This is a genomic window from Streptomyces sp. KM273126 (assembly GCF_004337435.2).
Lineage (GTDB): Bacteria > Actinomycetota > Actinomycetes > Streptomycetales > Streptomycetaceae > Streptomyces > Streptomyces acidicola.
Genome location: NZ_SJXB02000001.1, coordinates 2,769,141 through 2,792,697, shown reverse-complemented (window position 1 = coordinate 2,792,697; position 23,557 = coordinate 2,769,141). Strand labels below are relative to the sequence as shown.

Sequence of the window (23,557 nt, the reverse complement as noted above, 5' to 3'; positions counted from 1 at the left end):
CACGCTGTCCGGAATGCGGGATGTGTGTCTCGGGGGGGGCGGTGCCCGCGCGGGGCGGCTCAGGGTAGGCGGCTGGGAGCTGAGGGCTCAGGGCCCGGTCAGGTGTGCCTGTACCACCGGTGCCACCCGCGCGATGATCTGCTCCGGGTCCGCCGACGCCAGCGGGTCGATCCTGATGATGTACCGCAGCATGGCGATGCCCACGAGCTGCGCGGCGGCGAGTTCGGCGCGGATCTCGGCGTCCGGGACGTCCAGGCGGCCGGCGATGCGGCGCAGCAGCTGCGCGGCGATGATGCGGCGGAACACGGCGGCCGCGGTCTCGTTGTTCACGGCTGAACGGACGATCGCGAGGAGAGGCGTACGGGTCGCCGGGGTCTCCCAGATGCCGAAGAAGAACCGGGTCAGCCGCTCACCGACGCTGTCGAGAGGGCCCTCCTCAACCGCCTTGGGGGCGCCCAGGGCGGGTGCGACAGCGATCGAGATGGCCGCCTCGAAGACCTGCTCCTTGGTGCCGAAGTAGTGGTGGACGAGCGCCGAGTCCACCCCGGCGGCCTTGGCGATGCCGCGCACCGACGTCTTGTCGTAGCCGCGCTCCGAGAACTCCTCGCGGGCCGCCTCGAGGATGCGGTCGCGGGCGGCCGGGGCGTCGGCCGACTCCGTACGGGAGGGGCGTCCCCTGCGGCGGGGGGTGGCCGCGGTCACGGCCGCGGCACCTTCACTGCCGAGGCGAGATGCAGCCGGGTGAAGGCGAGGGCCTCCGCCAGGTCGGCCTCGCGCTCGGCGCCGGACATCGCGCGGCGGGTGTTGACCTCGATGACCACGTGGCCGTCGAAGCCGGTGTGCGCGAGGCGCTCCAGCACCTCGGCGCAGGGCTGGGTGCCGCGGCCGGGGACCAGGTGCTCGTCCTTGTTGGAGCCGCCCCCGTCGGCGAGGTGGACGTGACCGAGGCGGTCGCCCATGCGGTCGAGCATCTGGAGGGCGTCGGTACGGGCCGTCGCGGCGTGGCTGAGGTCGATCGTGAAGTGACGGTAGTCGTCCCGCGTGACGTCCCAGTCGGGGGCGTAGGCGAGCATCTCGCGGTCGCGGTAGCGCCAGGGGTACATGTTCTCGACGGCGAACCGTACGTCCGTCTCGTTCGCCATGCGCCAGATCCCGGTGATGAAGTCACGGGCGTACTGGCGCTGCCAGCGGAAGGGCGGGTGGACGACGACGGTGCCGGCGCCGAGCTTCTCGGCGGCGGCCTGGGCGCGCTGGAGCTTGATCCAGGGGTCGGTGGACCACACGCGCTGGGTGATCAGCAGGCAGGGGGCGTGGACGGCCAGGATGGGGATCTGGTGGTAGTCGCTGAGGCGGCGCAGGGCCTCGATGTCCTGGCTGACCGGGTCGGTCCACACCATGACCTCGACTCCGTCGTACCCGAGGCGCGCGGCGATCTCGAAAGCCGTCGCTGTCGACTCCGGATAGACGGAGGCCGTGGACAGCGCGACCTTCGCATCCGGGATGCGCACCACTGGTTCTGCCACGGGGACAGATTACGGGGTGGTCTCGGTCTGTGGGCCGGGGAGGTGGGATGCCCTGTGCCTCCGGCGGTTGGGCTGGGGGTGCCTGTGCGCCGTTGGGCGCTTCTCCGCGGGCGGGTGCGGGGTGCCTCCGGCAGCGGGCCGGGGCGCCTTCCCGTCGTCGTGGACTTCGCCACGGGCGGGTGCGGGGTGCCTCCGGCAGCGGGCCGGGGCGCCTTCCCGTCGTCGTGGACTTCGCCGTGCGCGGGTGCGGGGTGTTTGGGGCTGGGCGCGCAGTTCCCCGCGCCCCTTTGGGGCGCGGCCTCAGCCCCCTCTATGACGAACTATGACGAACCCATGTGATCCAGTCGCCGCAGGATCACGCCCTCTCGCAGGGCCCAGGGGCAGACCTCCAGGTTTTCCACGCCGAAGAGGTCCATGGCGCCCTCGGCGACCAGGGCGCCCGCGAGGAGCTGGCCGGCGCGGCCCTCGGAGACTCCGGGGAGGTCCGCGCGCTGGGCGGCGGTCATCCCGGCGAGCCGCGGCACCCAGTCCTCCAGGGAAGCCCGCTTCAGCTCGCGCTGGACGTAGAGGCCCTCGGCGGAGCGGGCGGCGCCGGCCAGCCGGGCCAGCTGCTTGAAGGTCTTCGACGTGGCAACCACGTGGTCGGGGGCGCCGAAGCGGCTGAACTCCCCCACCGTACGGGCGATCTCCGCCCGCACATGGCGGCGGAGCGCCCTTATGTCCGCCGGGTCGGGCGGGTCCCCCGGCAGCCATCCGGCCGTCAGCCGGCCAGCGCCGAGCGGCAGCGACACCGCTCGCTCCGGCTCCTCGTCCATGCCGTACGCGATCTCCAGGGAGCCGCCGCCGATGTCCAGGACCAGCAGCTTGCCCGCCGACCAGCCGTACCAGCGGCGTACGGCCAGGAAGGTCAGGCGGGCCTCCTCCTCGCCGGTCAGGACCGTCAGCTCGACGCCCGTCTCCTCGCGCACGCGCGCGAGGACGTCGTCCGCGTTGCTGGCCTCGCGCACGGCGGACGTGGCGAACGGCAGCACGGATTCGACACCCTTGTCCTCGGCGGCCTGCAGCGCCTCCTGGACGACGCCTATCAGGCTCTCGACCCCCTCGGGGCCGATCGCCCCGCTGCCGTCGAGGAGTTGAGCGAGCCGCAGCTCCGTTTTGTGCGAGTGCGCGGGCAGCGGGCGCGCGCCTGGGTGTGCATCCACGACCAGTAGATGCACCGTGTTCGAACCTACGTCGAGGACACCGAGTCTCATGTACGGAAACGCTACTGCCCGCGGGAGCCCGCGCAGTCCTCGTTGTCGCCGCGTGGACTTACTCTGGACCCGTGCCAAAGACGAAAAAGGCGAAGAACGACAAGGCGGCCAAGCCGACCAAGCCGATCAAAGCGGCCAAGCCGACCGAGGCCGCCGAATCCGCCAAGGGTTCTTCGCGGGCGAAGCCTGCCACATCCACGAAGCCGGGGAAGGGCGCCTCGTACGCCCCGGAGCCCGACGAGAAGGGGCTCGACTTCGCGCGCGCGTGGGTGGAGTTCCCTGATCCTGCGGACGACGAGCAGGTCTTCCGCTGCGATCTGACCTGGCTGACCTCCCGCTGGAACTGCGTCTTCGGAAGCGGCTGCCAGGGCATCCAGGCGGGCCGCGCGGACGACGGCTGCTGCACGCTGGGCGCGCACTTCTCGGAGGAGGACGACGAGAAGCGGGTGGCCGAGCACGTGGCGAGGCTCACACCCGAGATCTGGCAGCACCACGACGTGGGCACGAAGACCGGCTGGGTCTCCGAGGACGAGGACGGGGAGCGGCAGACGCGCCCGTACCAGGGCTCGTGCATCTTCCAGAACCGGCCGGGCTTCCCGGGCGGCGCGGGTTGTTCGCTGCACATCCTGGCGCTCAAGGAGGGCCGCGAGCCCCTGGAGACCAAGCCGGATGTCTGCTGGCAGCTGCCGATCCGGCGGACGTACGAGTGGATCGACCGGCCCGACGACACCCGGGTGCTCCAGGTCTCCATCGGCGAGTACGACCGGCGCGGCTGGGGCCCGGGCGGGCACGACCTCCACTGGTGGTGCACGTCGGCGACCTCGGCCCACGGAGCGGGCGACCCGGTGTACGTCTCGTACCGTCCGGAGCTGGTCGAACTGATGGGCAAGGCGGGGTACGACCGGTTGGCCGAGCTCTGCGAGGAGCGCCTGGCGTCGCGGCTGCCGCTGGTGGCCCCGCATCCGGCGGATCCGGTGGATCCGGTGGGCTGAGGGGGCTGCGTCCCGAAGGGGCGCGGGGCTGTATCAATGTGCGGCTCCGCCGCGATGGGGTTCCCCCCGCTCGAGCGCAGCCGAGAGTGGGGGAGCGACCAGCCACGGAAAACCGGCACTCCGCACACCACAGCAACCCGGCAGACGCTTCGGGCCGCTTCCGGCTATCCCTCAGAGGGACTCGCTTCGCCACTGCCACTGGGCGCCAGGGTCGATCCTTCGGGGCCCGAGGAGCCCGGGTCCGGGCTACCCGGGTCCGACGGGTTCGGATCCGACGGGCTCGGGTCCGAGGGAGATGGGTCCGACGGGGACGGCGTAGGCGTCGGATCGGCCGACCCCGGGTCGCTGGGCGTGGGGTCGGGCGCGGACGTCGGAGGAGGGGAACTCGGCGCGGGCCGCGGCCCGGGCGGGGTGGGCCGCGGAGGGCGGCTCGGCAGCGGGGCGCTCCCGTACCCCTGGATGGAGACGACGTCCCGCGTGGGCCCGATGGACACCCGTGCGCTCCAGTACCCGGCCGGCTCGCGCAGATGGTCGACGTACACCTTGATCGTCAGCGATTCGCCGGGGGCGAGGGTTCCCGAGGACCGGCTGAGGTAGAGCCAGTTCTGGCCGGTGTGCGCGGACCAGTGGACCGGTGAGGTCCCGGACGCGGTCAGGGTGATGAGCGTGGTGTCGCCACGGCCGGCGGCCTGCACCGTGAGTGTTCCGGCGCCCTTTCCGGCGGTGCTGACGACTTCCACGGAGACGTCGGAGGCGTGCTTGCCCGGTTGGTCGTAGCGGGCGTCCGGCCGGGCGCTGGCGTTGCCGGCGTTCTCGTACTCGCCCGTTTCCTCGCCTGCGAGCCCGTCGGCGCCGTGGCTCTCGCGCGCGGCGGCGGTGCGGTCGCCGCTGCCCTCGCCGGTCGAGGGCGCCCCCCGGTAGGCGGCCCAGAGGGCGAGGACGGGCGCGGCGACGACGGTGGCGACGACGGTCGTCGTCACGGCACGCGCGCGCAGGCGGTCGCGGCGGGCCGCGCGGTCCCGGGGGTCCATGGGGAAGCCGCGCCGGTCGAAGCGTGGGGCACCGCCACGCGCGCGCGTGAGGTGGGCCATCGCCGAGTGCAGGGCCGCGCGCGGGGCTTCGAGTACGGGGAGCGCGGCGGGTGTGACGCTGGTGCCGGGCCAGCGGCCGGGGGTGGCGCGCTCGGCGGTGCGGCGGCAGTGGGGGCAGTCGTCGACATGCCGGACGAGCTCGCGGCGCAGGGTGGCGCTGAGGACGAGCTGGTGGTCGCCGGTGAGCCGGGCGACGCTCGGGCAGCCTCCGGTCTCGACGACGGCGAGGGCGGCCCGGGTGCGCTCCACCTCGCAGGCGGCGGAGGCGAGCAGTTCGCGTGCGGCGGCGGGGGCCTGGCCGATGACGGCGGCGACCTCCTGGGCGGCGAGCTGGTGGCGTACGGCGAGTTCGAGGGCCTCGCGCTGCTCGGGTGTCGTGCCGGCGGCCTCGGGCCAGGCGAGCAGGGTGAGTTCGCGCTGCCGCTGTGCCTGGAGTTCCGCGGGGAGGCCAGGTGCGGGCTTCTGTGCGCGTTGCTTCTCGGACTTCTGAGCGCGCTGCTTCTCGGCGCCGTGGCGGCCGGAGGCATGCGTGCCCTGACGTTTCTGCTTGGCCTCGGCCAGTTTGCGCAGACACGCCCAGCGGGCCAGAGCGTACAGCCAGGCCCTGCGGTCGTCCGGGGCGTCGGGGCCCCGGCGACGCTCGGCGAGGGCGAGGCCGTCGGCCAGGGCGGCGGTCGCCGTGTCGTGGTCGCACAGGACGGACAGGCAGTAGGTGAACAGGCCGTCCAGGTACGGCTCGTAGGGCTCGTGGCGGACGGGCGGGGCTTGCGTCCGGGTGCGCGTGGCCGCCCGGTCCTGTGCCTCGCGGTGCGCTCGGTGTGCGCCGGCGGTGCGGGTGGAGATCTGCGGGGTGCTGCTCATCACCCATGGGACCGTATGCGGCGGGCAATGGTCCCTTCTTCCTCCTTGCGCACATTTAATCCGTACGGGTGAAACGATCCCTCATAAGGGGACAGGAACGCCTGATTCCGCCGCCTGCACCCGGTCGGGTGGCCCAGAACGCGGGGCCTCGGGGCGCAGCCCCGTCATGCGGGGGCCGTGCTGTCAGTGGGCTCCGTTACGGTTTCGTCCATGGCTGCCCGTACCAAGACCACCAAGGACCGGCCGTCCTACCGCTGCACCGAGTGCGGCTGGCAGACGGCCAAGTGGCTCGGCCGCTGCCCCGAATGCCAGGCATGGGGGACGGTCGAGGAGTACGGCACGCCCGCGGTCCGTACGACGGCACCGGGCCGCGTCACGACGTCCGCGGTGCCGATCGGCCAGGTCGACGGGCGCCAGGCCACCGCCCGCACCACCGGCGTGCCCGAGCTGGACCGCGTCCTCGGCGGCGGACTCGTCCCCGGAGCCGTCGTCCTCCTCGCGGGCGAACCCGGTGTCGGCAAGTCCACGCTGCTGCTGGACGTGGCGGCCAAGGCGGCGGGCGGCGACCACCGCACGCTGTACGTCACGGGCGAGGAGTCGGCGAGCCAGGTCCGGCTGCGCGCCGACCGCATCGGCGCCATCCACGACGACCTGTACCTCGCGGCGGAGACCGACCTGGCCGCCGTGCTGGGCCACTTGGACGCGGTGAAGCCGTCGCTGCTGATCCTCGACTCGGTGCAGACCGTGGCGTCCCCGGAGATCGACGGCGCCCCCGGCGGTATGGCCCAGGTCCGCGAGGTGGCCGGAGCCCTGATCCGCGCCTCCAAGGAGCGCGGCATGGCCACCCTCCTTGTGGGCCACGTCACGAAGGACGGCGCGATCGCGGGTCCGCGCCTGCTGGAGCACCTCGTGGACGTGGTGCTGCACTTCGAGGGCGACCGGCACGCGCGCCTGCGGCTCGTACGAGGCGTCAAGAACCGCTACGGGGCGACGGACGAGGTCGGCTGCTTCGAGCTGCACGACGAGGGCATCACAGGGCTGGCCGACCCGAGCGGTCTGTTCCTGACCCGGCGCGACGAGCCGGTGCCCGGCACCTGCCTCACCGTGACGCTGGAGGGCCGCCGCCCGCTGGTGGCCGAAGTCCAGGCACTCACGGTCGACTCGCAGATCCCCTCCCCGCGCCGTACGACCTCCGGCCTGGAGACCTCCCGTGTCTCGATGATGCTCGCCGTCCTGGAGCAGCGCGGCCGGATCAGCGCTCTGGGCAAAAGGGATATCTACTCCGCGACGGTCGGCGGTGTGAGGCTCTCGGAACCGGCCGCGGACCTCGCGATCGCACTCGCGCTGGCGTCGGCCGCGAGTGACACCCCGCTGCCCAAGAACCTCGTCGCGATCGGCGAGGTGGGCCTCGCGGGCGAGGTGAGACGCGTCACGGGCGTCCAGCGGCGCCTCGCCGAAGCCCACCGCCTCGGCTTCACGCACGCCCTCGTACCGGGCGATCCCGGCAGGATTCCGCCGGGCATGAAGGTCCTGGAAGTGGCCGACATGGGGGACGCTCTGAGAGTCCTCCCGCGCTCCCGTCGCCGAGAGGCCCCACGGGACGCGGAGGACCGCCGGTAGACTTTGCCCAGGTCTCGCCCGTCCGTACGAACCAGGTGTGCGAAACGGGAGCGCCCCAGAACCTGCGACCGGAGGAGTGCAGTGGCAGCCAACGACCGGGTGGCAGCTCCCGGAAAGTCCGGTGGGAGTGCCGGTTCCGATGGCCTGATGCGCACCTCTCTGAGCGCGGTGGCGCCGGGTACGGCCATGCGCGACGGACTGGAGCGGGTGCTCCGCGGCAACACCGGCGGGCTCATCGTGCTCGGCTCCGACAAGACCGTCGAGGCACTGTGCACCGGCGGCTTCGTCCTGGACGTCGAGTTCACGGCGACCCGCCTGAGGGAGCTGTGCAAGCTCGACGGCGGCATCGTGCTGTCCTCGGACCTGTCGAAGATCCTGCGGGCCGGCGTGCAGCTGGTGCCCGACCCGACGATCCCGACGGAGGAGACGGGCACCCGGCACCGCACGGCGGACCGCGTCTCCCGGCAGGTGGGCTTCCCGGTCGTCTCGGTCTCCCAGTCCATGCGGCTCATCGCGCTCTACGTCGACGGGCAGCGCCGCGTCCTGGAGGACTCGGGGGCGATCCTCTCCCGCGCCAACCAGGCCCTCGCGACCCTGGAGCGGTACAAGCTCCGCCTGGACGAGGTCGCGGGCACGCTCTCCGCCCTGGAGATCGAGGACCTCGTGACGGTCCGCGACGTCTCGGCGGTGGCCCAGCGGCTGGAGATGGTGCGCCGCATCGCCACGGAGATCGCCGAGTACGTGGTGGAGCTGGGCACGGACGGACGTCTCCTCGCCCTGCAGCTGGACGAGTTGATCGCGGGCGTGGAGCCGGAGCGCGAGCTGGTGGTCCGGGACTACGTACCCGAGCCGACGGCCAAACGTTCCCGTACGGTCGACGAGGCCCTCGCCGAACTCGACGCGCTCACGCACGCGGAGCTGCTCGAACTGTCCACGGTGGCCAAGGCGTTGGGCTACACGGGCTCCCCCGAGGGGATGGACTCCGCCGTGTCGCCGCGCGGTTTCCGGCTGCTGGCCAAGGTGCCGCGGCTGCCGGGCGCGATCATCGACCGGCTGGTGGAGCACTTCGGCGGCCTGCAGAAGCTGCTCGCGGCGAGCGTGGACGACCTCCAGACGGTCGACGGCGTCGGTGAGGCGCGGGCGCGCAGCGTACGGGAGGGGCTATCGCGGCTGGCGGAGTCGTCGATTCTTGAGAGGTATGTCTAGCGGCCTTGGGCTCAGCGTCTCAGATTGGCTTAGGGATCCCCAGTGTTGCTCAGGGATGTGAGCCAATCGCCTTCGTGCCCTGGTGCCGAACGGCGGGAACCGTCAGCCCTCGTGGCACGTCCCTCCGGACGCTGGTCGGTGAGGTCTCGCGATCTCACCGAGGAGGGTGCCCGACGTCGCCTGGGCGCCGGGCGTGCGCGTGACAGCCTGCCACAGGATCGCTACGGACCGCTAATCCGACTGATGAGCCTGAGGCTCGCCTGGTTCGTTCTAGTCCCTCTAGTCCTTCGCCAGGACGAACGACGTCTGTGCTTTCACCAGCCCCGGAGCCTTCGCCTCCACCAGGTACGTGCCTGCGGCGGCCGAACCGCTCGGCGGAGTCTCGCAGTTGGGGGCACTGGGCTTGCGGTCCCACGCGACCGTGTAGGTGGCGCTGCCCTCGGCGCGCACGCGGAAGGTGAGGCTGCCGGCGCTCTGCGGGCAGTCGGCGGAGGACCAGATCTCTTCGTCGCCGTCGGCCTGAGTGATCGTCACCACGGCTTTCCGCGGGCCGAGATCGACCTTGCAGTCGCTGCCCGAGGAGTTCCGGGCGATCAACTCGAAGGTGGGCTTCTCACTGGGCTCATACGTGTTCTGGGCGCTGCGCACCGTCAACTTGACTGCTTCGGCGGTGCAGTTGGGCAGGCTCGACCCGGCCGGGACCTGATCGCCGGAGGCGCCGCCGTCCGCGCCGCTGCCGTCGCCGTTGGAGCCACCGCCCGAACCACTGCTCGACCCGGAACCGCCGGCGTCCCCCGAGCCGGAGCCGTCGTTCGAGTTGCCCGAGCCGTCCGAGCCGTCACCGGAACCAGAAGTGTCGCCTCCGCTTCCGGGCGACTCGTCGCGCCCGCCGGGGGCTTGGCTGATCGCGGGCCCGGAACCGGTGGGACCCGGCGTGATCGAGGGCACGGGGTTCTTGCCGTCGGACCCGTTCGCAGTGTCCTTGCCGTTCCCGCCGCTGCTGGCGACGACGACCCAGGTGGCGAGCAGCGCCAACAGGGCGAGGACTGTCAGCAGAACAGCCCTCCGTCGCCAGTAGATGGAGGAGGGAAGCGGCCCGACCGGATTGCGCAAAGATCCCACGCCGCAAACTCTACGAGAGATCCGCCACTTACCCTGCCCCACCCCGCCGCCCCCGCACTACTTTCTCCGGATCATCATCCTGGATACAGCGCCTCGCGGGTGCTCTCAGTCCTCAGGAAGGCGACCACGACCCACCCACCGCAACCCGATACGCACACTCCGCCACCTCTGCATGGCAGGATCGAAGTGCCATGACTGCACCCACGCACACCCCGAGCTCCCACACCCCCACCATGCCGACGTCCGCCGGAGGCACCCTTCACGAGCCGGTCATCGACTGGTTCGAAGCACACGCCCGTGACCTGCCGTGGCGGCGGCCCGAGGCCGGGTCCTGGGGGGTGATGGTCAGTGAGTTCATGCTGCAGCAGACCCCCGTCAACCGCGTCCTGCCCGTCTACGAGCAGTGGTTGGCCCGCTGGCCCCGCCCCGCCGACCTCGCCAAGGAGGCACCCGGAGAGGCCGTACGCGCCTGGGGCCGCCTCGGTTACCCGCGGCGCGCCCTCCGGTTGCACGGCGCCGCGGTCGCCATAACGGAACGGCACGGCGGCGACGTACCGACGGAGCACGCGCAGTTGCTCGCGCTGCCCGGCATCGGGGAGTACACGGCCGCCGCTGTCGCGTCGTTCGCGTACGGGCAGCGGCACGCCGTCCTCGACACCAACGTCCGTCGCGTCCTCGCCCGCGCGGTCACCGGCGTGCAGTACCCGCCCAACGCGACGACCGCCGCCGAGCGCAGGCTCGCCCGCGAACTGCTGCCCGACGACGAGCGCACCGCCTCCCGTTGGGCCGCCGCCAGCATGGAGCTCGGCGCCCTGGTGTGCACGGCGAAGAACGAGACGTGCCAGCGCTGCCCGATCGCCGCGCTGTGCGCGTGGCGGCTCGCCGGGAAGCCCGCGCACGAGGGTCCGGCTCGCCGCGGTCAGACATACGCCGGCACCGACCGCCAGGTCCGCGGCAAGCTCCTCGCCGTACTGCGGGAAGCGCTCGCGCCCGTGCCGCAGGCCGTACTCGACCGCGTGTGGGACGAGCCCGTGCAGCGCGCCCGCGCCCTCGACGGCCTGGTCTCCGACGGATTGGTGGAGCCCCTGCCGGGCGGCCTGTACCGCCTGCCGCTGGCCTGATCACCTGATCGCGGGGCTGACCGCCTCGCCGTGGTCACGGCGACCGCTTGGACCCGGTGAGGGCGACCACCTCGGCGCGGTAACGGCGACGGCTTCGGCCAGTGACAGCGACCGCCTCGGCCGGGTGACGGCGACCGCCTCGTGTAACGACGGCGGTCGCCCCCGTTTGCGGTCACGCCACTCAGGTCCGGGCTCTGTCTCACCTCGGTCCGGTCTCTGTCTCACCTCGGTCCGGTCTCTGTCCCGGCCCTGCCCCTCCCCGGTCCCGCCCTCAGCCGTGTCACAGCGCTCTGCTCAGCGACACACAACTCCGCCCGGCAAATCACCCCATACTCACCCCAAAGGGCCCTCCTCTTTAGCCCGGCCCTACTTCCGTTACACAACCGACGGACAGCCGAGCGTTCTCCGCAGGCTCTCTCGGACAGCCCCGTGACAACGGCTCCGTAGCTTCATTGCCGTACCGCAGGAACACACGAAAAGCGGTGCGGCGACAAGCGACAGCGACCGGCGGCGGGCAGGGGCACGGGCCGGGACACGGGGAACGGAGGCGGTTGGAATGGCGCACGGCGAGGTGCTCGAATTCGAGGAGTACGTCCGCACTCGGCAGGACGCGCTGCTGCGCAGCGCCCGCCGGCTGGTTCCGGACCCGGTCGACGCACAGGACCTGCTGCAGACGGCTCTCGCGCGTACGTACGGTCGCTGGGACGGCATCGCGGACAAGCGGCTCGCGGACGCCTACCTCCGCCGCGTGATGATCAACACCCGGACCGAGTGGTGGCGGGCCCGGAAGCTGGAGGAGGTGCCGACCGAGCAGCTCCCGGACGCCTCCGTCGACGACCCCACCGAGCAGCACGCGGACCGCGCCCTGCTGATGGATGTGATGAAGGTGCTCGCTCCCAAGCAACGCAGCGTCGTGGTGCTGCGACACTGGGAGCAGATGTCCACGGAGGAGACGGCCGCAGCCCTCGGAATGTCGGCCGGAACGGTCAAGAGCACGCTGCACCGGGCGCTGGCCCGGCTCCGCGAGGAGCTGGAGAGCCGGGACCAAGCAGAACGCGCCGCCCGCGCGCTCGAACCCATTAAGGAGCGGGAGCGTTGCGCGGCCTGAGCAACCGGCCGGGGCCTGACGGCACCGGCCAGGCCCTGAAGGCGGTGATCACGGCAGTGGCCGTGATCACCGCCCTCGGGCTTTTCGTCGCCGCCTGCGGCACCGGCGGCACCGGTGCCCGCGACGAGGGCCCGGCGGGCAACGACTCACGGGCCAAGGGCACCGCCTCGCCCACCGTCTCACCCACCGAGAGCCGCGAGACCACCGCCCAGGTGGTCGAACTGGTCAAGGCGGACCCCAGGGTCGGCAAAGCGGTCAAGCGGGATCTCCAGCCGTGCGTGGCCGACGAGTACCCGGTCGACGTGTCGTACGGCAGGCTGACCGGCGGATCCGCCAACGACATCGTGGTCAACGTGATGACCTGCGGGGACGCGGTCGGCGTCGCCTCGTACGTGTACCGGGCGAAGCGCAGCGGCTACGAGAACGTCTTCAGGGCCGAGGAACCCCCGGTGTACGCGGAGATCGACCGGGGCGCCCTGGTGGTGACCCAGCAGCTGTACGGCAAGGGCGACCCGGTCGAGTTCCCGTCCAGCGAGGAAGTGATCACCTACCGCTGGAGCATGAACCGCTTCGCGGAAGAATCCCGTACGCACAACGACTACAGCAGCGCGGTGGGCGACACCGACGCCACGGAGCCGGTCCCGGTGCCCACGGTGGCGCCCGCGGAGACACTGAAGCCGACAGAGAGCAGTTGAGGGCAACGGATGGCAGAGCAGACCCACGTACTGTTCGTCGAGGACGACGACGTCATCCGCGAGGCCACCCAACTCGCCCTGGAGCGGGACGGCTTCGCGGTCACCGCCGTGCCCGACGGGCTGGCCGGCCTGGACGCGTTCCGCGCCGACCGCCCCGACATCGCGCTGCTGGACGTGATGCTGCCGGGCCTGGACGGGGTCAGTCTCTGCCGGCGCATCCGGGACGAGTCGACCGTTCCCGTGATCATGCTGTCGGCCCGGGCCGACTCCATCGATGTCGTCCTGGGCCTGGAGGCGGGCGCCGACGACTACGTGACCAAACCGTTCGACGGCGCCGTGCTGGTCGCGCGCATCCGGGCGGTACTGCGCCGGTTCGGGCACGCGAGCGGCGGCGCGGCGAAGGGGGACGGCCATGGGGCGGGCGCGGTCGGTGGCGTCCTGTCCTTCGGTGAGCTGGAGGTCGACACCGAGGGCATGGAGGTACGGCGGTCCGGGCTGCCGGTGGCGTTGACGCCGACCGAGATGCGGCTGCTGCTGGAGTTCTCCTCGGCGCCCGGCACGGTGCTGTCCCGTGACAAGCTGCTCGAACGCGTGTGGGACTACGGCTGGGGCGGGGACACCCGGGTCGTGGACGTCCATGTGCAGCGGCTGCGGACGAAGATCGGTCAGGACCGGATCGAGACCGTCCGCGGCTTCGGCTACAAGCTCAAGGCCTGAGCAGGAAGGCCTGAGCAGGGGTGACAGAGGTTCAGAGGTCAGGGGTGACAGCGGTACAGAGGTTCAGAGGTACAGAGGTGGGACGACCGGCAGGCGGCCCTGTGGCACGGCTGGCCGGGCGGCTGACGCGCACCGGCTTCGGCCTGCGCACCGGTCTGCGCTGGAAGCTGAGCGCGGCGATCGCCCTGGTCGGCGCGCTGGTGGCGCTCGCGCTGAGCCTGGTCGTGCACAACGCGGCACGCGTGTCGATGCTGGACAACTCCCGCGACCTGGCGGACGAGCGGATCCAGGTCGCCCAGCGCATGTACGAGTCGGGACGCCAACAGAACCCGGGGGCGTTCGGGGTGCGGGTCGACGACCCCACGATCCCGCAGGACCTGCTGGTGAAGGTGTCGGAGGGCCGACGCGCCACGTACGTCGCCGACGGCCCGCACGGCGTGCCGGACATATGGGCCGCGGTGCCGCTGAAGGACGGCAGGGTGCTGTCCCTCCACACCCGGTTCACCGACCGCAGCGCCGACATCATGAAGGACCTCGACCAGGCCCTGGTCATCGGCTCGATCGCGGTCGTGTTCGGTGGCTGCGCACTCGGTGTACTCATCGGCGGCCAGATGTCGCGCCGGCTGCGCAAGGCGGCATCGGCGGCGAACCAGGTCGCCAAGGGCGAGACCGACGTACGGGTCCGGGACGCGATCGGCGGTGTCGTACGCGACGAGACCGACGATCTCGCGCGGGCCGTGGACGCCATGGCGGACGCGCTCCAGCAGCGCATCGAGGCCGAGCGGAGGGTGACGGCGGACATCGCACACGAACTGCGCACTCCGGTCACGGGCCTCCTGACGGCGGCGGAGCTCCTGCCTCCGGGGCGCCCCTCGGAGCTGGTCCGCGACCGTGCCCAGGCGATGCGCACGCTCGTGGAGGACGTCCTGGAGGTGGCCCGGCTGGACAGCGCCTCCGAGCGGGCCGAGTTGCAGGACATCATGCTGGGCGAGTTCGTGGCGCGGCGCGTCGCCGCGAAGGACGCGGACATCGCGGTACAGGTGGTCCACGAGTCGGAGGTCACGACGGACCCGCGCCGCCTGGAACGCGTCCTCTTCAACCTGCTCGCCAACGCGGCGAAGCACGGCAGGCCGCCGATCGAGGTCACGGTCGAGGGCCGTGTGATCCGGGTCCGCGACCACGGTCCCGGTTTCCCGGAGGACCTGCTGGCCGACGGCCCGCGCCGTTTCCGTACGGGCGCGTCCGACCGCGCTGGCCAGGGCCACGGCCTGGGCCTGACCATCGCGGCCGGCCAGGCCCGGGTGCTCGGCGCCCGCCTGACCTTCCGCAACGTACGCCCGGCCGGTGTGCCCGAGGACGTGCCCGCCGAGGGGGCGGTGGCGGTGCTGTGGCTTCCCGAGCACGCCCCGACGAACACGGGCAGTTATCCGATGCTGCCGTAGCCCGGCGGGGGCCCGTCCCAGCCGGACCCCTCTCAGCCGGACCCCTCTCAGCCAGTTGCCCACTCCTTGTCGAAGTCGGGGCCGCCCTCGCGGCGCTGGGTGAAGGAGAACCAGTTCCCGGAGTCGTCCCGGAACAGGGCCTCGGTCCCGTACGGCCGCTCCTGGGGCTCCTGGAGGAACTCCACGCCCCGGTCCTTGAGCCTCTTGTAGTCCCCGTGGATGTCGTCCGTGGCGAGAACTCCGGCCCCCAGGGCCCCCTTGGCGACGAGCTTCCTGACCATCTCCCCGGACTCCGGGTCCATGGCGGGCGGCCCGGGCACCATCAGGGTCAGCTCGACGTCGGGCTGGTCCGGCACGCCGACGGTGAGCCAGCGCATGCCGCCGTCGCCCATGGTCATGTCGGTCCGCACCTCCAGGCCCAGCTTCTCCGTGTAGAACTCCTTGGCCCGGTCCTGGTCGAGAACCCAGATGGTCGAGATGGCGAGTCCCTTGATCATGACGTGCTCCTGCTCGTACGGGATGACGTGACTGAGGTGCGCGTACCCCTTCGCCCGGGGCATGCGTGCGCCCTGCCACGCTAGGCGGACCGCATGTCAGCCCGCTTCTTCGGAATTGCTGCCTTGCCCGCGCTTCTCACAGGGCTCCTGACCGGGCTTCGCCCGCCAGCCCCCGGCCCACAGCATCGCGTAGCACCCGGGGATCAGCGCGGCCCCACGGCCCACGTGCTTCGCCCGGTACTCGCTCGGGGTGAGGCCCGTCCAGGCCTTGAACCTGGCCGAGAAGGTGCCGAGGCTGCTGAACCCGACCAGGTGGCATATCTCCGTCACTGACAGGTTCGCGGTGCGCAGGAGGTCCTCGGCCCGGTCGATGCGCCGGTGGGTGAGGTACTGCCCCGGCGTCTCCCCGTACGTCTCCTTGAAGGCCCGGATGAAGTGGTACCGCGAGTACCCCGCACGCGCCGCGACCGCGTCCAGGTCGAGGCCGGGCTCGGCCCACTCCCGGTCCATCACGTCCTTGGCCAGCCGAAGCTGTCGCAGCCTGTCCATGCTCCCGATGCTGACACGCCCCACTGACACACCCCGCTGAGACGCCCACTGTCACGCCCCGTTGAGACGCCCCGCTGTCACGCCCCGTTGAGACGCTTCTCAGACGCCGGAGGGGCTGAGCACTTGAGTACTCAGCCCCTCCCTACTGGCGCCCCCTCACACAGCCTCGGCGACCGCCTTCGCTCCCGCGACCTCCCCGGCCGCGCCCTCGGAGGCCCCCGCGCCCTCACCCGGCTTCGGAGCCCCCGCCCCCTGAGCGGAACCTCCTTCACGAACACGGCAGCCACGAGGGCCAGCACAGCCACCGCGGCCCCCAGCAGGAACGCGGAGTGCGTCCCCCCGGACACCGCGTACTGGTACGCCTCCCGCGCCGCCGCCGGCAGCTTCGCCAGGCTCGCCGCGTCCAGCTGCGCCGACTGCTCGGTCACCTTGGACCCGAGGTCTCCGGCCCGTTCGGCCATGACGTCCTGCACCCGGCTGTTGAACAGCGCGCCCATGATCGCGACACCGAAGGACGACCCGAGCGTCCGGAAGAGGGTCGTCGACGACGAGGCGACACCCATGTCCTTCATCTCGACGCTGTTCTGCGCGACCAGCATGGTGATCTGCATCAGACACCCCATGCCCGCCCCGAGCACGGCCATGAAGAGCCCGGACGTCAGCCGCGACGTCCCCGTGTCCATCTGGGAGAGCAGGAAGAGCCCCGCCGTCATCAGCACACTGCCGACCACCGGGAACACCTTGTACTTGCCGGTCCCCGTGGTCACCCGCCCCGCCACCATCGACACGGCGAGCATCGCACCCAGCATGGGCAGCAACAGCAGGCCCGAGTTGGTCGCGGACGCCCCCTGCACCGACTGCTGGTACAGCGGCAGGAACAGCACGGCCCCGAACATCACGAACCCGGTGATGAAGCCGATCACCGACATCAGCGTGAAGTTCCGGCTCCTGAAGATGTGCAGCGGCATCACCGGCTCCGCCGCCTTGGTCTCCCAGAAGAGGAAGCCCACGAGCGAGACCACCCCGATCGCGGTCAGCTCCATGATCACGGCCGAGCCCCACGCGTACTCGGTCCCGCCCCACGTCGTGACGAGCACGATGGAGGTGATGCCCACGGTCAGAAGTGCGGCCCCGAGGAAGTCGATGCGCCGCCACGAACGGTTCTCGGTCTTCTTCGGCAGGTGCAGTACGGCGGAGACGGCGATCAGCGCGACCACGCCCAGCGGCAGGTTGATGTAGAACGACCAGCGCCATCCCCAGTGGTCGGTGATCGTGCCGCCCACCAGCGGCCCCAGGATCATGGCGAACGCCATCACGCCGGCCATCATGCCCTGGTACTTGCCACGCTCACGGGGAGGTATCAGGTCGCCGATGATCGCCATGACCCCGACCATGAGCCCGCCGGCGCCGAGCCCCTGAACGGCCCGGAACCCGATCAGCTGCCCCATGTCCTGGGCCATGCCGCTGAGCGCCGATCCGATCAGGAAGATCACGATCGAGCTGAGGAAGGCGCCCTTGCGCCCGTACATGTCGCCGACCTTGCCCCAGATCGGGGTGGAGGCGGCGGTGGCGAGAGTGTACGCGGTGACGACCCACGACAGGTGCTCGAGCCCGCCCAGTTCGCCGACGATCGTCGGCATGGCCGTCCCGATGATCATGTTGTCGAGCATCGCGAGCAGCATCGCGATCATGAGGGCGAGCAGTACGACGCGTACGCTCCTCGGTTGTTCACCGCCCTCGGCCTTCTCCGTGTCCATAACAGCGTCCGCCATCGTCCGTCCCCATTTCCTGGATGCCGCCGGCCCCGACCGCTCCGCCACTCATTGGCATCCGCTGACGCCCCCTGGCACTTACTTGTCGACCGGCTAGTTGACTACACTGAGGGAACGTAGACGCGGAACTAGCCGGTCGTCAAGTAAGTTTTCCCAGGCTTGACCGGCGGGCCGTCGGGGAGCACAAGGAGTACGACGATGGGCGGCGGCACCATGGGTGGCACGGAGAACACGGGCAGCATGGGCGGCACGAAGCACCAGCGCCGGGGGGACACCCGCCAGCGCATCCAGGACGTGGCACTGGAACTGTTCGCCGAACAGGGGTACGAGAAGACGTCGCTGCGCGAGATCGCCGAGCGGCTCGCCGTCACCAAGGCCGCCCTCTACTACCACTTCAAGACCAAGGAAGACATCCTCATCAGCCTGTTCCAGGACATGACCCGGCCGATGGACGAGCTGATCGTGTGGGCGAAGGAACAGCCGCACGGCCTCGCCACCAAACAAGAGGTCCTCCGCCGCTACAGCGAGGCCCTGGCGGCTGCGTCACCGCTCTTCCGCTTCATGCACGAGAACCAGGCGACCGTACGGGAGTTGAGCGTCGGCGAGTCGTTCAAGGACCGCATGGTGGTGATGATGGACATCATCAAGGAGCCGGACATGCCCCTGATCGACCAGGTCCGCTGCGTGAGCGCGCTCTTCACGATGCACGCGGGGATGTTCGCCCTCAAGGACGTCGAGGGCGACCCCGAGGAGAAGCGCAAGGCGGCCCTGGAGGTCGCGATCGACCTCGTGACACAGGCACACGGGGGCGCCCGCGGCGCGTGAGCGTCCCGCAATCCCTACGGCGCCTCTGCGGCCAGCCAGAACCAAACACCCTCACCCCATGCACAAGAACACCAAGGCCGAGGCCATCGTCCCCGCCCAGCTCGGCGCACTCCCCTCCTGGTACGGCGACCTGCTGGGAGAGGTCAAGGACACCGTCGCGGGCGCACGGCTCCGCGCGCAGCGAGCCGTGAACACCGAACTCGTCCGGATGTACTGGCAAATCGGCAAGCTGATCCTCGCCCGGCAGGAGCAGGAGGGCTGGGGCACCAAGGTGGTGGGCCGGCTCGCCGCGGACCTGAAGGCGGCGTTCCCGAACCAGCGCGGCTTCTCGCGACGCAACCTGTTGTACATGCAGAAGATGGCCCGCACCTGGCCGGAGCCAATTGTGCAACAGCCTGTTGCACAATTGCCGTGGGGCCACATCACCCTCCTCATGGACAAGCTCGAAACCCGATCCGACCTGGACTTCTACGTCACCGAAGCCGTCCACAACGGCTGGTCCCGCTCCTTGCTGGACCGCTTCATCCACCAGGACCTGCATCTCACCCAGGGCTCGGCGCCCACCAACTTCGACGTGACCGTCCCCGACGAGTCGGTGGTGCTCAAGGAGCTGGCCCGGGACCCGTACCGACTCGACTTCCTCGGTCTCGACGAGCACCACGCCGAGCACGAGCTCGAAGAGGCGATCGTCGCCAACATGGTCCGCTTCCTCACCGAACTGGGCGTCGGCTTCGCCTTCGTGGGCCGCCAGTACCCGGTCCTCATCGGCGGCGAGGAGTACCGCATCGACCTGCACTTCTACCACCTCAAACTGCACCGCTACTTCGTCTTCGAGCTCAAGACGAAGGACGTACGGCCCGAGCATGTCGGCAAGCTCAACTTCTATGTGAGCGTGGTCGATCAGATGGTGCGCAACAAGGAGCGGGACGATCCGACGATCGGCTTCCTCATCGGCACCCGGCACAACAAGGCCGCTGTGCAGCTCGCCCTCGACGCCAGCAACAACCCGTTGGCCGTGACGAACTACTCGACGCTCTCCCCTGCCGAACGGGAACTCGTCCCCTCCGAGGAGGACTTGTCACGCGTCGTCCAGGAAGCCATCGATGCCGTCGAAGCGATCGACTCCGTCGGCCGTCCGGACGACCCATCAGCTCCGAAGCCGCTACGCTGACCTGCGTCCACGCCTCGGGGGAGTGACATGGAACCAGCAGCTGTAGGCCTCAGGTTGGCGTCGAGCGTGGTGACGCCGCTCGTCAAGAAGCTGTTCGTGGTGGAGGGGCCGGGCGCCGGGCTGGTCGACAGACCCGTGCGGATAGCCGCGTTCGTGTCGTTCAAGGGCGAGAAGCGCACGCTCACCCGGCCTGACCTGCACAAGCTCTGTGCCGAGCTGGTGAAGCGGGCCCTCAAGGACGGTGAGCGGCCCATCCATGCCGACGAGGAGCAGGCCGTCGTCCACGCCCTCGCCGACACCCTGTACGCCCTCGGCGACCTCACCATGACAGACGTCCAGGCGGTGGAACTCGGGCACGAGATCCTCGCCGCCAACCTCCGCTCGGCGAGCGGCAATCCGGACCGCGACCTCTCCTTCGACGCGAGCCTGTTCTACGGCCGGATCCTCGCCACGGCCTGCCTGCACATCCTGCACTTCTTCACCCAGCGGTCCACCTTTGTCCCGCGCACTCTTGTCGAGCAGACCCGACGACAGCGCGAACTCGTGGCGAAGGTGGATGAGTTGATTGCCCGGACAGAACCGCCCGGCGGCACCGACAGCGCCTTCGAGGAGCGCTATCTCGACTACGTCGCCAGGATCCACAGCCATCTCACCATCTACGGCATCGACCTGGTCAACTCCCCCGAACGCTGGCCCCTCGACGCCGCGTACCTCAGCCTCCAGGCCATGCGTCCGCCCGAGGACACCGAGGCGGCCGGCTCTGACGGGCCGCACCCCGCCTCCGGCGCCACCGCGCTGCCCGCCGAACAGGCTCTGGCCGACCATGACCGCGTTCTCCTGCGCGGCGTGGCCGGCTCGGGGAAGACCACCCTCGTGCAGTGGCTGGCGGTCACGGCGGCCCGGGGCGAGCGTGGCGACCGTATCCCCTTCGTCCTGCCGCTGCGGACGCTCGTCCGCCGCCCCGGCGGGCTCCCCGCACCCGATGCCTTCCTGGACGCCGTCCGCGTCCCCTTCCACTCCACCCAGCCGGCCGGATGGGCGGACCGCGTGCTCAGCGCCCGCCGCGGGCTGCTGCTCGTCGACGGCATCGACGAGATCCCCGAGCGGGAGCGCGAGCGCACCCGCCGCTGGCTGCGTGAGTTGCTGGACGTCTATCCCGGAAACCTGTGGCTGGTGACCTCCCGCCCGTCCGCCGTAAGGGAGGACTGGCTCACCCCGGACGGCTTCACGGAGCTGGCGCTGATGCCCATGAGCCGGGACGACGTCGCCGCGTTCATCGCCCGCTGGCACACGGCGGCCCGCCTCGACGTACCCGACCCCGGCGTCCTCGACGGTTACGAGCGCTCCCTGCTCGACGCCGTCCAGACCAAACCGGACCTCGGCCGCCTCGCCACCAACCCCCTGATGTGCGGTCTGGTCTGCGCTCTGCACCGGGACCGGCGCGGTTACCTCCCCCACGGCAGGCGGGAGTTGTATGACGCGGCACTGTCGATGCTGCTGTCGCGGCGCGACGAGGAGCGGGACATGTTCCAGCACGGTGAGCGGGGCGGCGGCATCCGGCTCACCGAGCTCCCTCAGATCCAGCTGCTCCAGCGGCTCGCGTACTGGCTGATCCGCAACCACCAGTCCGAGATGGACCGTGAGCGCGCCGAGCGGATCATCGCCGATGCCCTGCCCTCCGTGCCGGCCGCCGCCGCGCAGGGTGACGCCGGGGAGATCCTGCGGCACCTCCTCATCCGCAGCGGTGTGCTCCGCGAACCCGCCGCCGGCACGGTGGAGTTCGTGCACCGCACCTTCCAGGACTACCTCGGCGCGAAGGCGGCCGTGGAGGACGGTGACTTCGGGCTGCTGGTACGGGGCGCCGTGGACGAACAGTGGGCGGATGTCGTGCGGATGGCCGTGGCGCACGCCCGGCCGCGCGAACGGAGCGAACTGCTCCGGGACCTGACCGCCTCCGCGGAACGCCTGGAGGGCCCGGCCGCCACGCGCGTACGGCTCCTCGCGCTCGCCGCACTGGAACACGCGACGGAGCTCGACCCGCGCGTCCGCGCCGAGGTCGAGCGGAACGCCGCCGCGCTGATCCCGCCGGGCACGACGGAGGAGGCGCGCGCCCTCGCCGAGGCCGGGCCGCTCGTACTGGAGCTGCTGCCCGGACCGGAGGGGCTGACCGACGCCGAGGCGCGGGCTGTGGTGGTCACGGCGTCGCTCGTCGGCACGGAGGCGGCTGTGCCGGTGTTGGCCCGGTTCCGGTCGCACCCGGTGCTGAACGTGCGCACCCAGCTCACCTGGACCTGGCACCGGTTCGCGACCCGACGGTACGGGTGGGAGGTCATCGCCCATCTCCACGAGGACGACCTCTTCTTCTCCGTGCAGTCGGAGGAGCAGCTGCGTTTCCTGGGTGAACTGGGTGGTCGGCGGGCCCTCCAGCTCGTCGGCGATCTGGATCCGTCCGAGCTGAGCGCCGCGCTGTCGTCCGGCGAGGTGCTCCAGCTCCACATACGCGAGAATGCCGCGCTGCAGGATCTCGGCTGTCTGTCGGGCGCCGAGCGGCTCACCTATCTGGACCTCAGCGGGTGCCCGGGGATGGACGACCTCGCTCCGGTGTCCCGGCTGCCGCTGGAGTGGCTGTCGCTGGATCAGATGGCGGGCCTGGAGCGGCCGGGCGTCCTGTCCGCGCTCTCCGGTTCAGCCACGCTGCGCTCACTGGACATCGGTGTGACGCTGGACGCCGAGTCCCTCGACGAGGCGCTTTCCCCGGACCTGCCCCTGCGGTTTCTGCGCCTTTCCAAGCGGGCGTTGTGGCGCACCGGGCTGCGTGGGCTGCACCGGTTCCGGTCGCTGCGGCAGCTGAGTCTTGGCCACCTGTTCGGGGAGCTCGCCCCCGAGGACTACGCGGAGGTGGCCCGGCTGCCCGAACTGGCGGAACTGCGGATCAACTGGCAGGCGGTCGGCTGGCCCGGCCCTCCGCTGCCCCGTATCCGCAGCCTGTGGCTCCGCAGGTTCACCGGGCGTGAAGAGGGCCTCTCGGAGATCCCGGCGCTCTTCCCCAACCTCCAATCCATCTCGATCGGTCTCGACTCGGAGACCGCCGAGGTGCCGGAGCACCTCCTCGCGGCCCTTCCGGTCACCCCGGCCATCGAAACGAGGCACAACGTGCTGTGATCCACCTCTCACTATCATTACCGGCAGGTAACTCCCAGGCCTCTTGGGGTCCATCCTTGTCCACGAGCATGCACCTGACACTCACCATCAGCGTGGACGTGAGAGGACCCCCACACCCATGACCACACGCCCCTGGACGCGCCGTACGGGCATCGCCGCCGTCGCCCTGGCCGCCGTCGTGACGATGGCCGGCCCCGCCGGCGCCGCGACCGGCCCGAGCACCACCACGACGGCCACCGCCTCCACCACGACGGCCACCGCCTCCCCCGCGGTCACCGCCGCCGACGTCGACTACGACACCTGGCAGAAGGACTGCCAGGCCGTGATGGACCAGGCACTGCCCTACGTACAGCAGCGGATCGCGAACACCGCCCCGGGCGAGAAGCAGGCGATCGTCTTCGACATCGACAACACCACCCTGGAGACCGACTTCGGCTTCAGCTACCCGCAGCCCGCCAACAAGCCGGTCCTCGAAGTCGCCGAGTACGCGCAGGAGCACGGCGTCTCCCTGTTCTTCGTGACCGCGCGACCGGGCATCATCGCCTCGGTGACCGAGTACAACCTGAAGCACGTCGGCTACGAGGTGTCCGGACTGTACACCCGGGGCCTGGGCGACCTCTTCAGGGACGTGGCCGAGTACAAGACCGCCCAGCGCGCCGACGTCGAGTCGCAGGGCTACACGATCATCGCGAACATCGGCAACAGCGCCACGGACCTGTCGGGCGGGCACGCCGAGAAGACGTTCAAGCTGCCGGACTACGACGGCCAGTTGTCCTGAGAAGTGAGCAGCGGAAAGGGGCTGCCCCGGGAGTTTCTCCCGGGGCAGCCCC

General features: G+C 70.8%; 20 protein-coding genes. 12 read left to right on the top strand and 8 right to left on the bottom strand.

Going from position 1 to position 23,557, the window contains the following annotated elements; all coding sequences use genetic code 11:
• Nucleotides 1-87 precede the first annotated feature (87 nt).
• From E0500_RS12030 to E0500_RS12020, 3 genes are all read right to left on the bottom strand, one after another.
• Nucleotides 88-702, bottom strand: a complete 615-nt coding sequence (locus tag E0500_RS12030) for a TetR family transcriptional regulator (RefSeq protein ID WP_131567319.1) — start codon at nt 700-702, stop codon at nt 88-90.
• Nucleotides 699-1,523: a sugar phosphate isomerase/epimerase gene (locus E0500_RS12025; RefSeq protein ID WP_131567316.1), complete on the bottom strand. Its 825-nt coding sequence runs from the start codon at nt 1,521-1,523 to the stop codon at nt 699-701. The genes E0500_RS12030 and E0500_RS12025 overlap by 4 nt, the downstream gene beginning before the upstream one ends.
• Nucleotides 1,524-1,843: 320 nt before the next feature.
• Entirely contained in the window at nt 1,844-2,776 is a 933-nt protein-coding gene (locus E0500_RS12020; protein WP_131567314.1) for a Ppx/GppA phosphatase family protein, read from the bottom strand.
• A 71-nt stretch (nt 2,777-2,847) separates the two neighbouring features.
• Between E0500_RS12020 and E0500_RS12015 the strand changes: the two genes are divergently transcribed.
• Nucleotides 2,848-3,768, top strand: coding sequence for a hypothetical protein (locus tag E0500_RS12015; RefSeq protein WP_131567312.1), 921 nt, complete (start codon nt 2,848-2,850; stop codon nt 3,766-3,768).
• 164 nt (nt 3,769-3,932) lie between these two features.
• Here E0500_RS12015 and E0500_RS12010 read toward each other — a convergent pair whose 3' ends face one another.
• Nucleotides 3,933-5,720: a BACON domain-containing protein gene (locus E0500_RS12010; protein WP_220140497.1), complete on the bottom strand. Its 1,788-nt coding sequence runs from the start codon at nt 5,718-5,720 to the stop codon at nt 3,933-3,935.
• Between the two features lie 210 nt (nt 5,721-5,930).
• Between E0500_RS12010 and radA the strand changes: the two genes are divergently transcribed.
• Complete coding sequence (gene radA, locus E0500_RS12005; RefSeq protein WP_131567307.1) at nt 5,931-7,340, top strand: DNA repair protein RadA; 1,410 nt, start codon at nt 5,931-5,933, stop codon at nt 7,338-7,340.
• A gap of 81 nt (nt 7,341-7,421) precedes the next feature.
• Nucleotides 7,422-8,546, top strand: coding sequence for a DNA integrity scanning diadenylate cyclase DisA (disA, locus tag E0500_RS12000; protein ID WP_131567305.1), 1,125 nt, complete (start codon nt 7,422-7,424; stop codon nt 8,544-8,546).
• A gap of 279 nt (nt 8,547-8,825) precedes the next feature.
• Here the strand turns inward: disA and E0500_RS11995 are convergent, their stop codons facing one another.
• A complete protein-coding gene (locus E0500_RS11995; RefSeq protein ID WP_131567303.1) occupies nt 8,826-9,668 on the bottom strand; it encodes a hypothetical protein in 843 nt (280 codons plus the stop codon).
• 191 nt (nt 9,669-9,859) lie between these two features.
• Between E0500_RS11995 and E0500_RS11990 the strand changes: the two genes are divergently transcribed.
• From E0500_RS11990 to cseC, 5 genes are all read left to right on the top strand, one after another.
• Nucleotides 9,860-10,789 (top strand): A/G-specific adenine glycosylase, encoded by a 930-nt coding sequence (locus tag E0500_RS11990; protein ID WP_131567293.1) that lies wholly within the window; start codon nt 9,860-9,862, stop codon nt 10,787-10,789.
• Between the two features lie 556 nt (nt 10,790-11,345).
• Complete coding sequence (locus E0500_RS11985; RefSeq protein WP_131567291.1) at nt 11,346-11,897, top strand: SigE family RNA polymerase sigma factor; 552 nt, start codon at nt 11,346-11,348, stop codon at nt 11,895-11,897.
• Nucleotides 11,885-12,592 carry a hypothetical protein gene (locus E0500_RS11980; protein ID WP_131567289.1) on the top strand — a complete coding sequence of 236 codons (708 nt, stop codon included), beginning with the start codon at nt 11,885-11,887 and terminating at the stop codon, nt 12,590-12,592. The genes E0500_RS11985 and E0500_RS11980 overlap by 13 nt, the downstream gene beginning before the upstream one ends.
• A 9-nt stretch (nt 12,593-12,601) precedes the next feature.
• Nucleotides 12,602-13,309, top strand: a complete 708-nt coding sequence (gene cseB, locus E0500_RS11975; RefSeq protein ID WP_131567287.1) for a two-component system response regulator CseB — start codon at nt 12,602-12,604, stop codon at nt 13,307-13,309.
• Nucleotides 13,310-13,410: 101 nt separating this feature from the next.
• Entirely contained in the window at nt 13,411-14,751 is a 1,341-nt protein-coding gene (cseC, locus tag E0500_RS11970; RefSeq protein ID WP_131567331.1) for a two-component system sensor histidine kinase CseC, read from the top strand.
• A gap of 47 nt (nt 14,752-14,798) precedes the next feature.
• Here cseC and E0500_RS11965 read toward each other — a convergent pair whose 3' ends face one another.
• From E0500_RS11965 to E0500_RS11955, 3 genes are all read right to left on the bottom strand, one after another.
• A complete protein-coding gene (locus E0500_RS11965; protein ID WP_131567329.1) occupies nt 14,799-15,248 on the bottom strand; it encodes a VOC family protein in 450 nt (149 codons plus the stop codon).
• A 96-nt stretch (nt 15,249-15,344) separates the two neighbouring features.
• A complete protein-coding gene (locus E0500_RS11960) occupies nt 15,345-15,797 on the bottom strand; it encodes a helix-turn-helix transcriptional regulator (protein WP_131567285.1) in 453 nt (150 codons plus the stop codon).
• Nucleotides 15,798-15,928: 131 nt separating this feature from the next.
• On the bottom strand, nt 15,929-17,569 hold the full coding sequence (locus tag E0500_RS11955; RefSeq protein ID WP_181586963.1) for an MDR family MFS transporter: 1,641 nt from the start codon (nt 17,567-17,569) through the stop codon (nt 15,929-15,931).
• Between the two features lie 240 nt (nt 17,570-17,809).
• On the opposite strand from E0500_RS11955, the gene E0500_RS11950 reads away from it, so the two are divergent.
• From E0500_RS11950 to E0500_RS11935, 4 genes are all read left to right on the top strand, one after another.
• Nucleotides 17,810-18,394, top strand: a complete 585-nt coding sequence (locus E0500_RS11950) for a TetR/AcrR family transcriptional regulator (protein ID WP_131569878.1) — start codon at nt 17,810-17,812, stop codon at nt 18,392-18,394.
• Nucleotides 18,395-18,452: 58 nt separating this feature from the next.
• Nucleotides 18,453-19,565: a YhcG family protein gene (locus E0500_RS11945; protein WP_131569874.1), complete on the top strand. Its 1,113-nt coding sequence runs from the start codon at nt 18,453-18,455 to the stop codon at nt 19,563-19,565.
• 27 nt (nt 19,566-19,592) lie between these two features.
• A complete protein-coding gene (locus E0500_RS11940; RefSeq protein WP_131569872.1) occupies nt 19,593-22,727 on the top strand; it encodes an NACHT domain-containing protein in 3,135 nt (1,044 codons plus the stop codon).
• Between the two features lie 118 nt (nt 22,728-22,845).
• Entirely contained in the window at nt 22,846-23,505 is a 660-nt protein-coding gene (locus E0500_RS11935) for an HAD family acid phosphatase (protein WP_131569870.1), read from the top strand.
• Nucleotides 23,506-23,557: the final 52 nt, after the last annotated feature.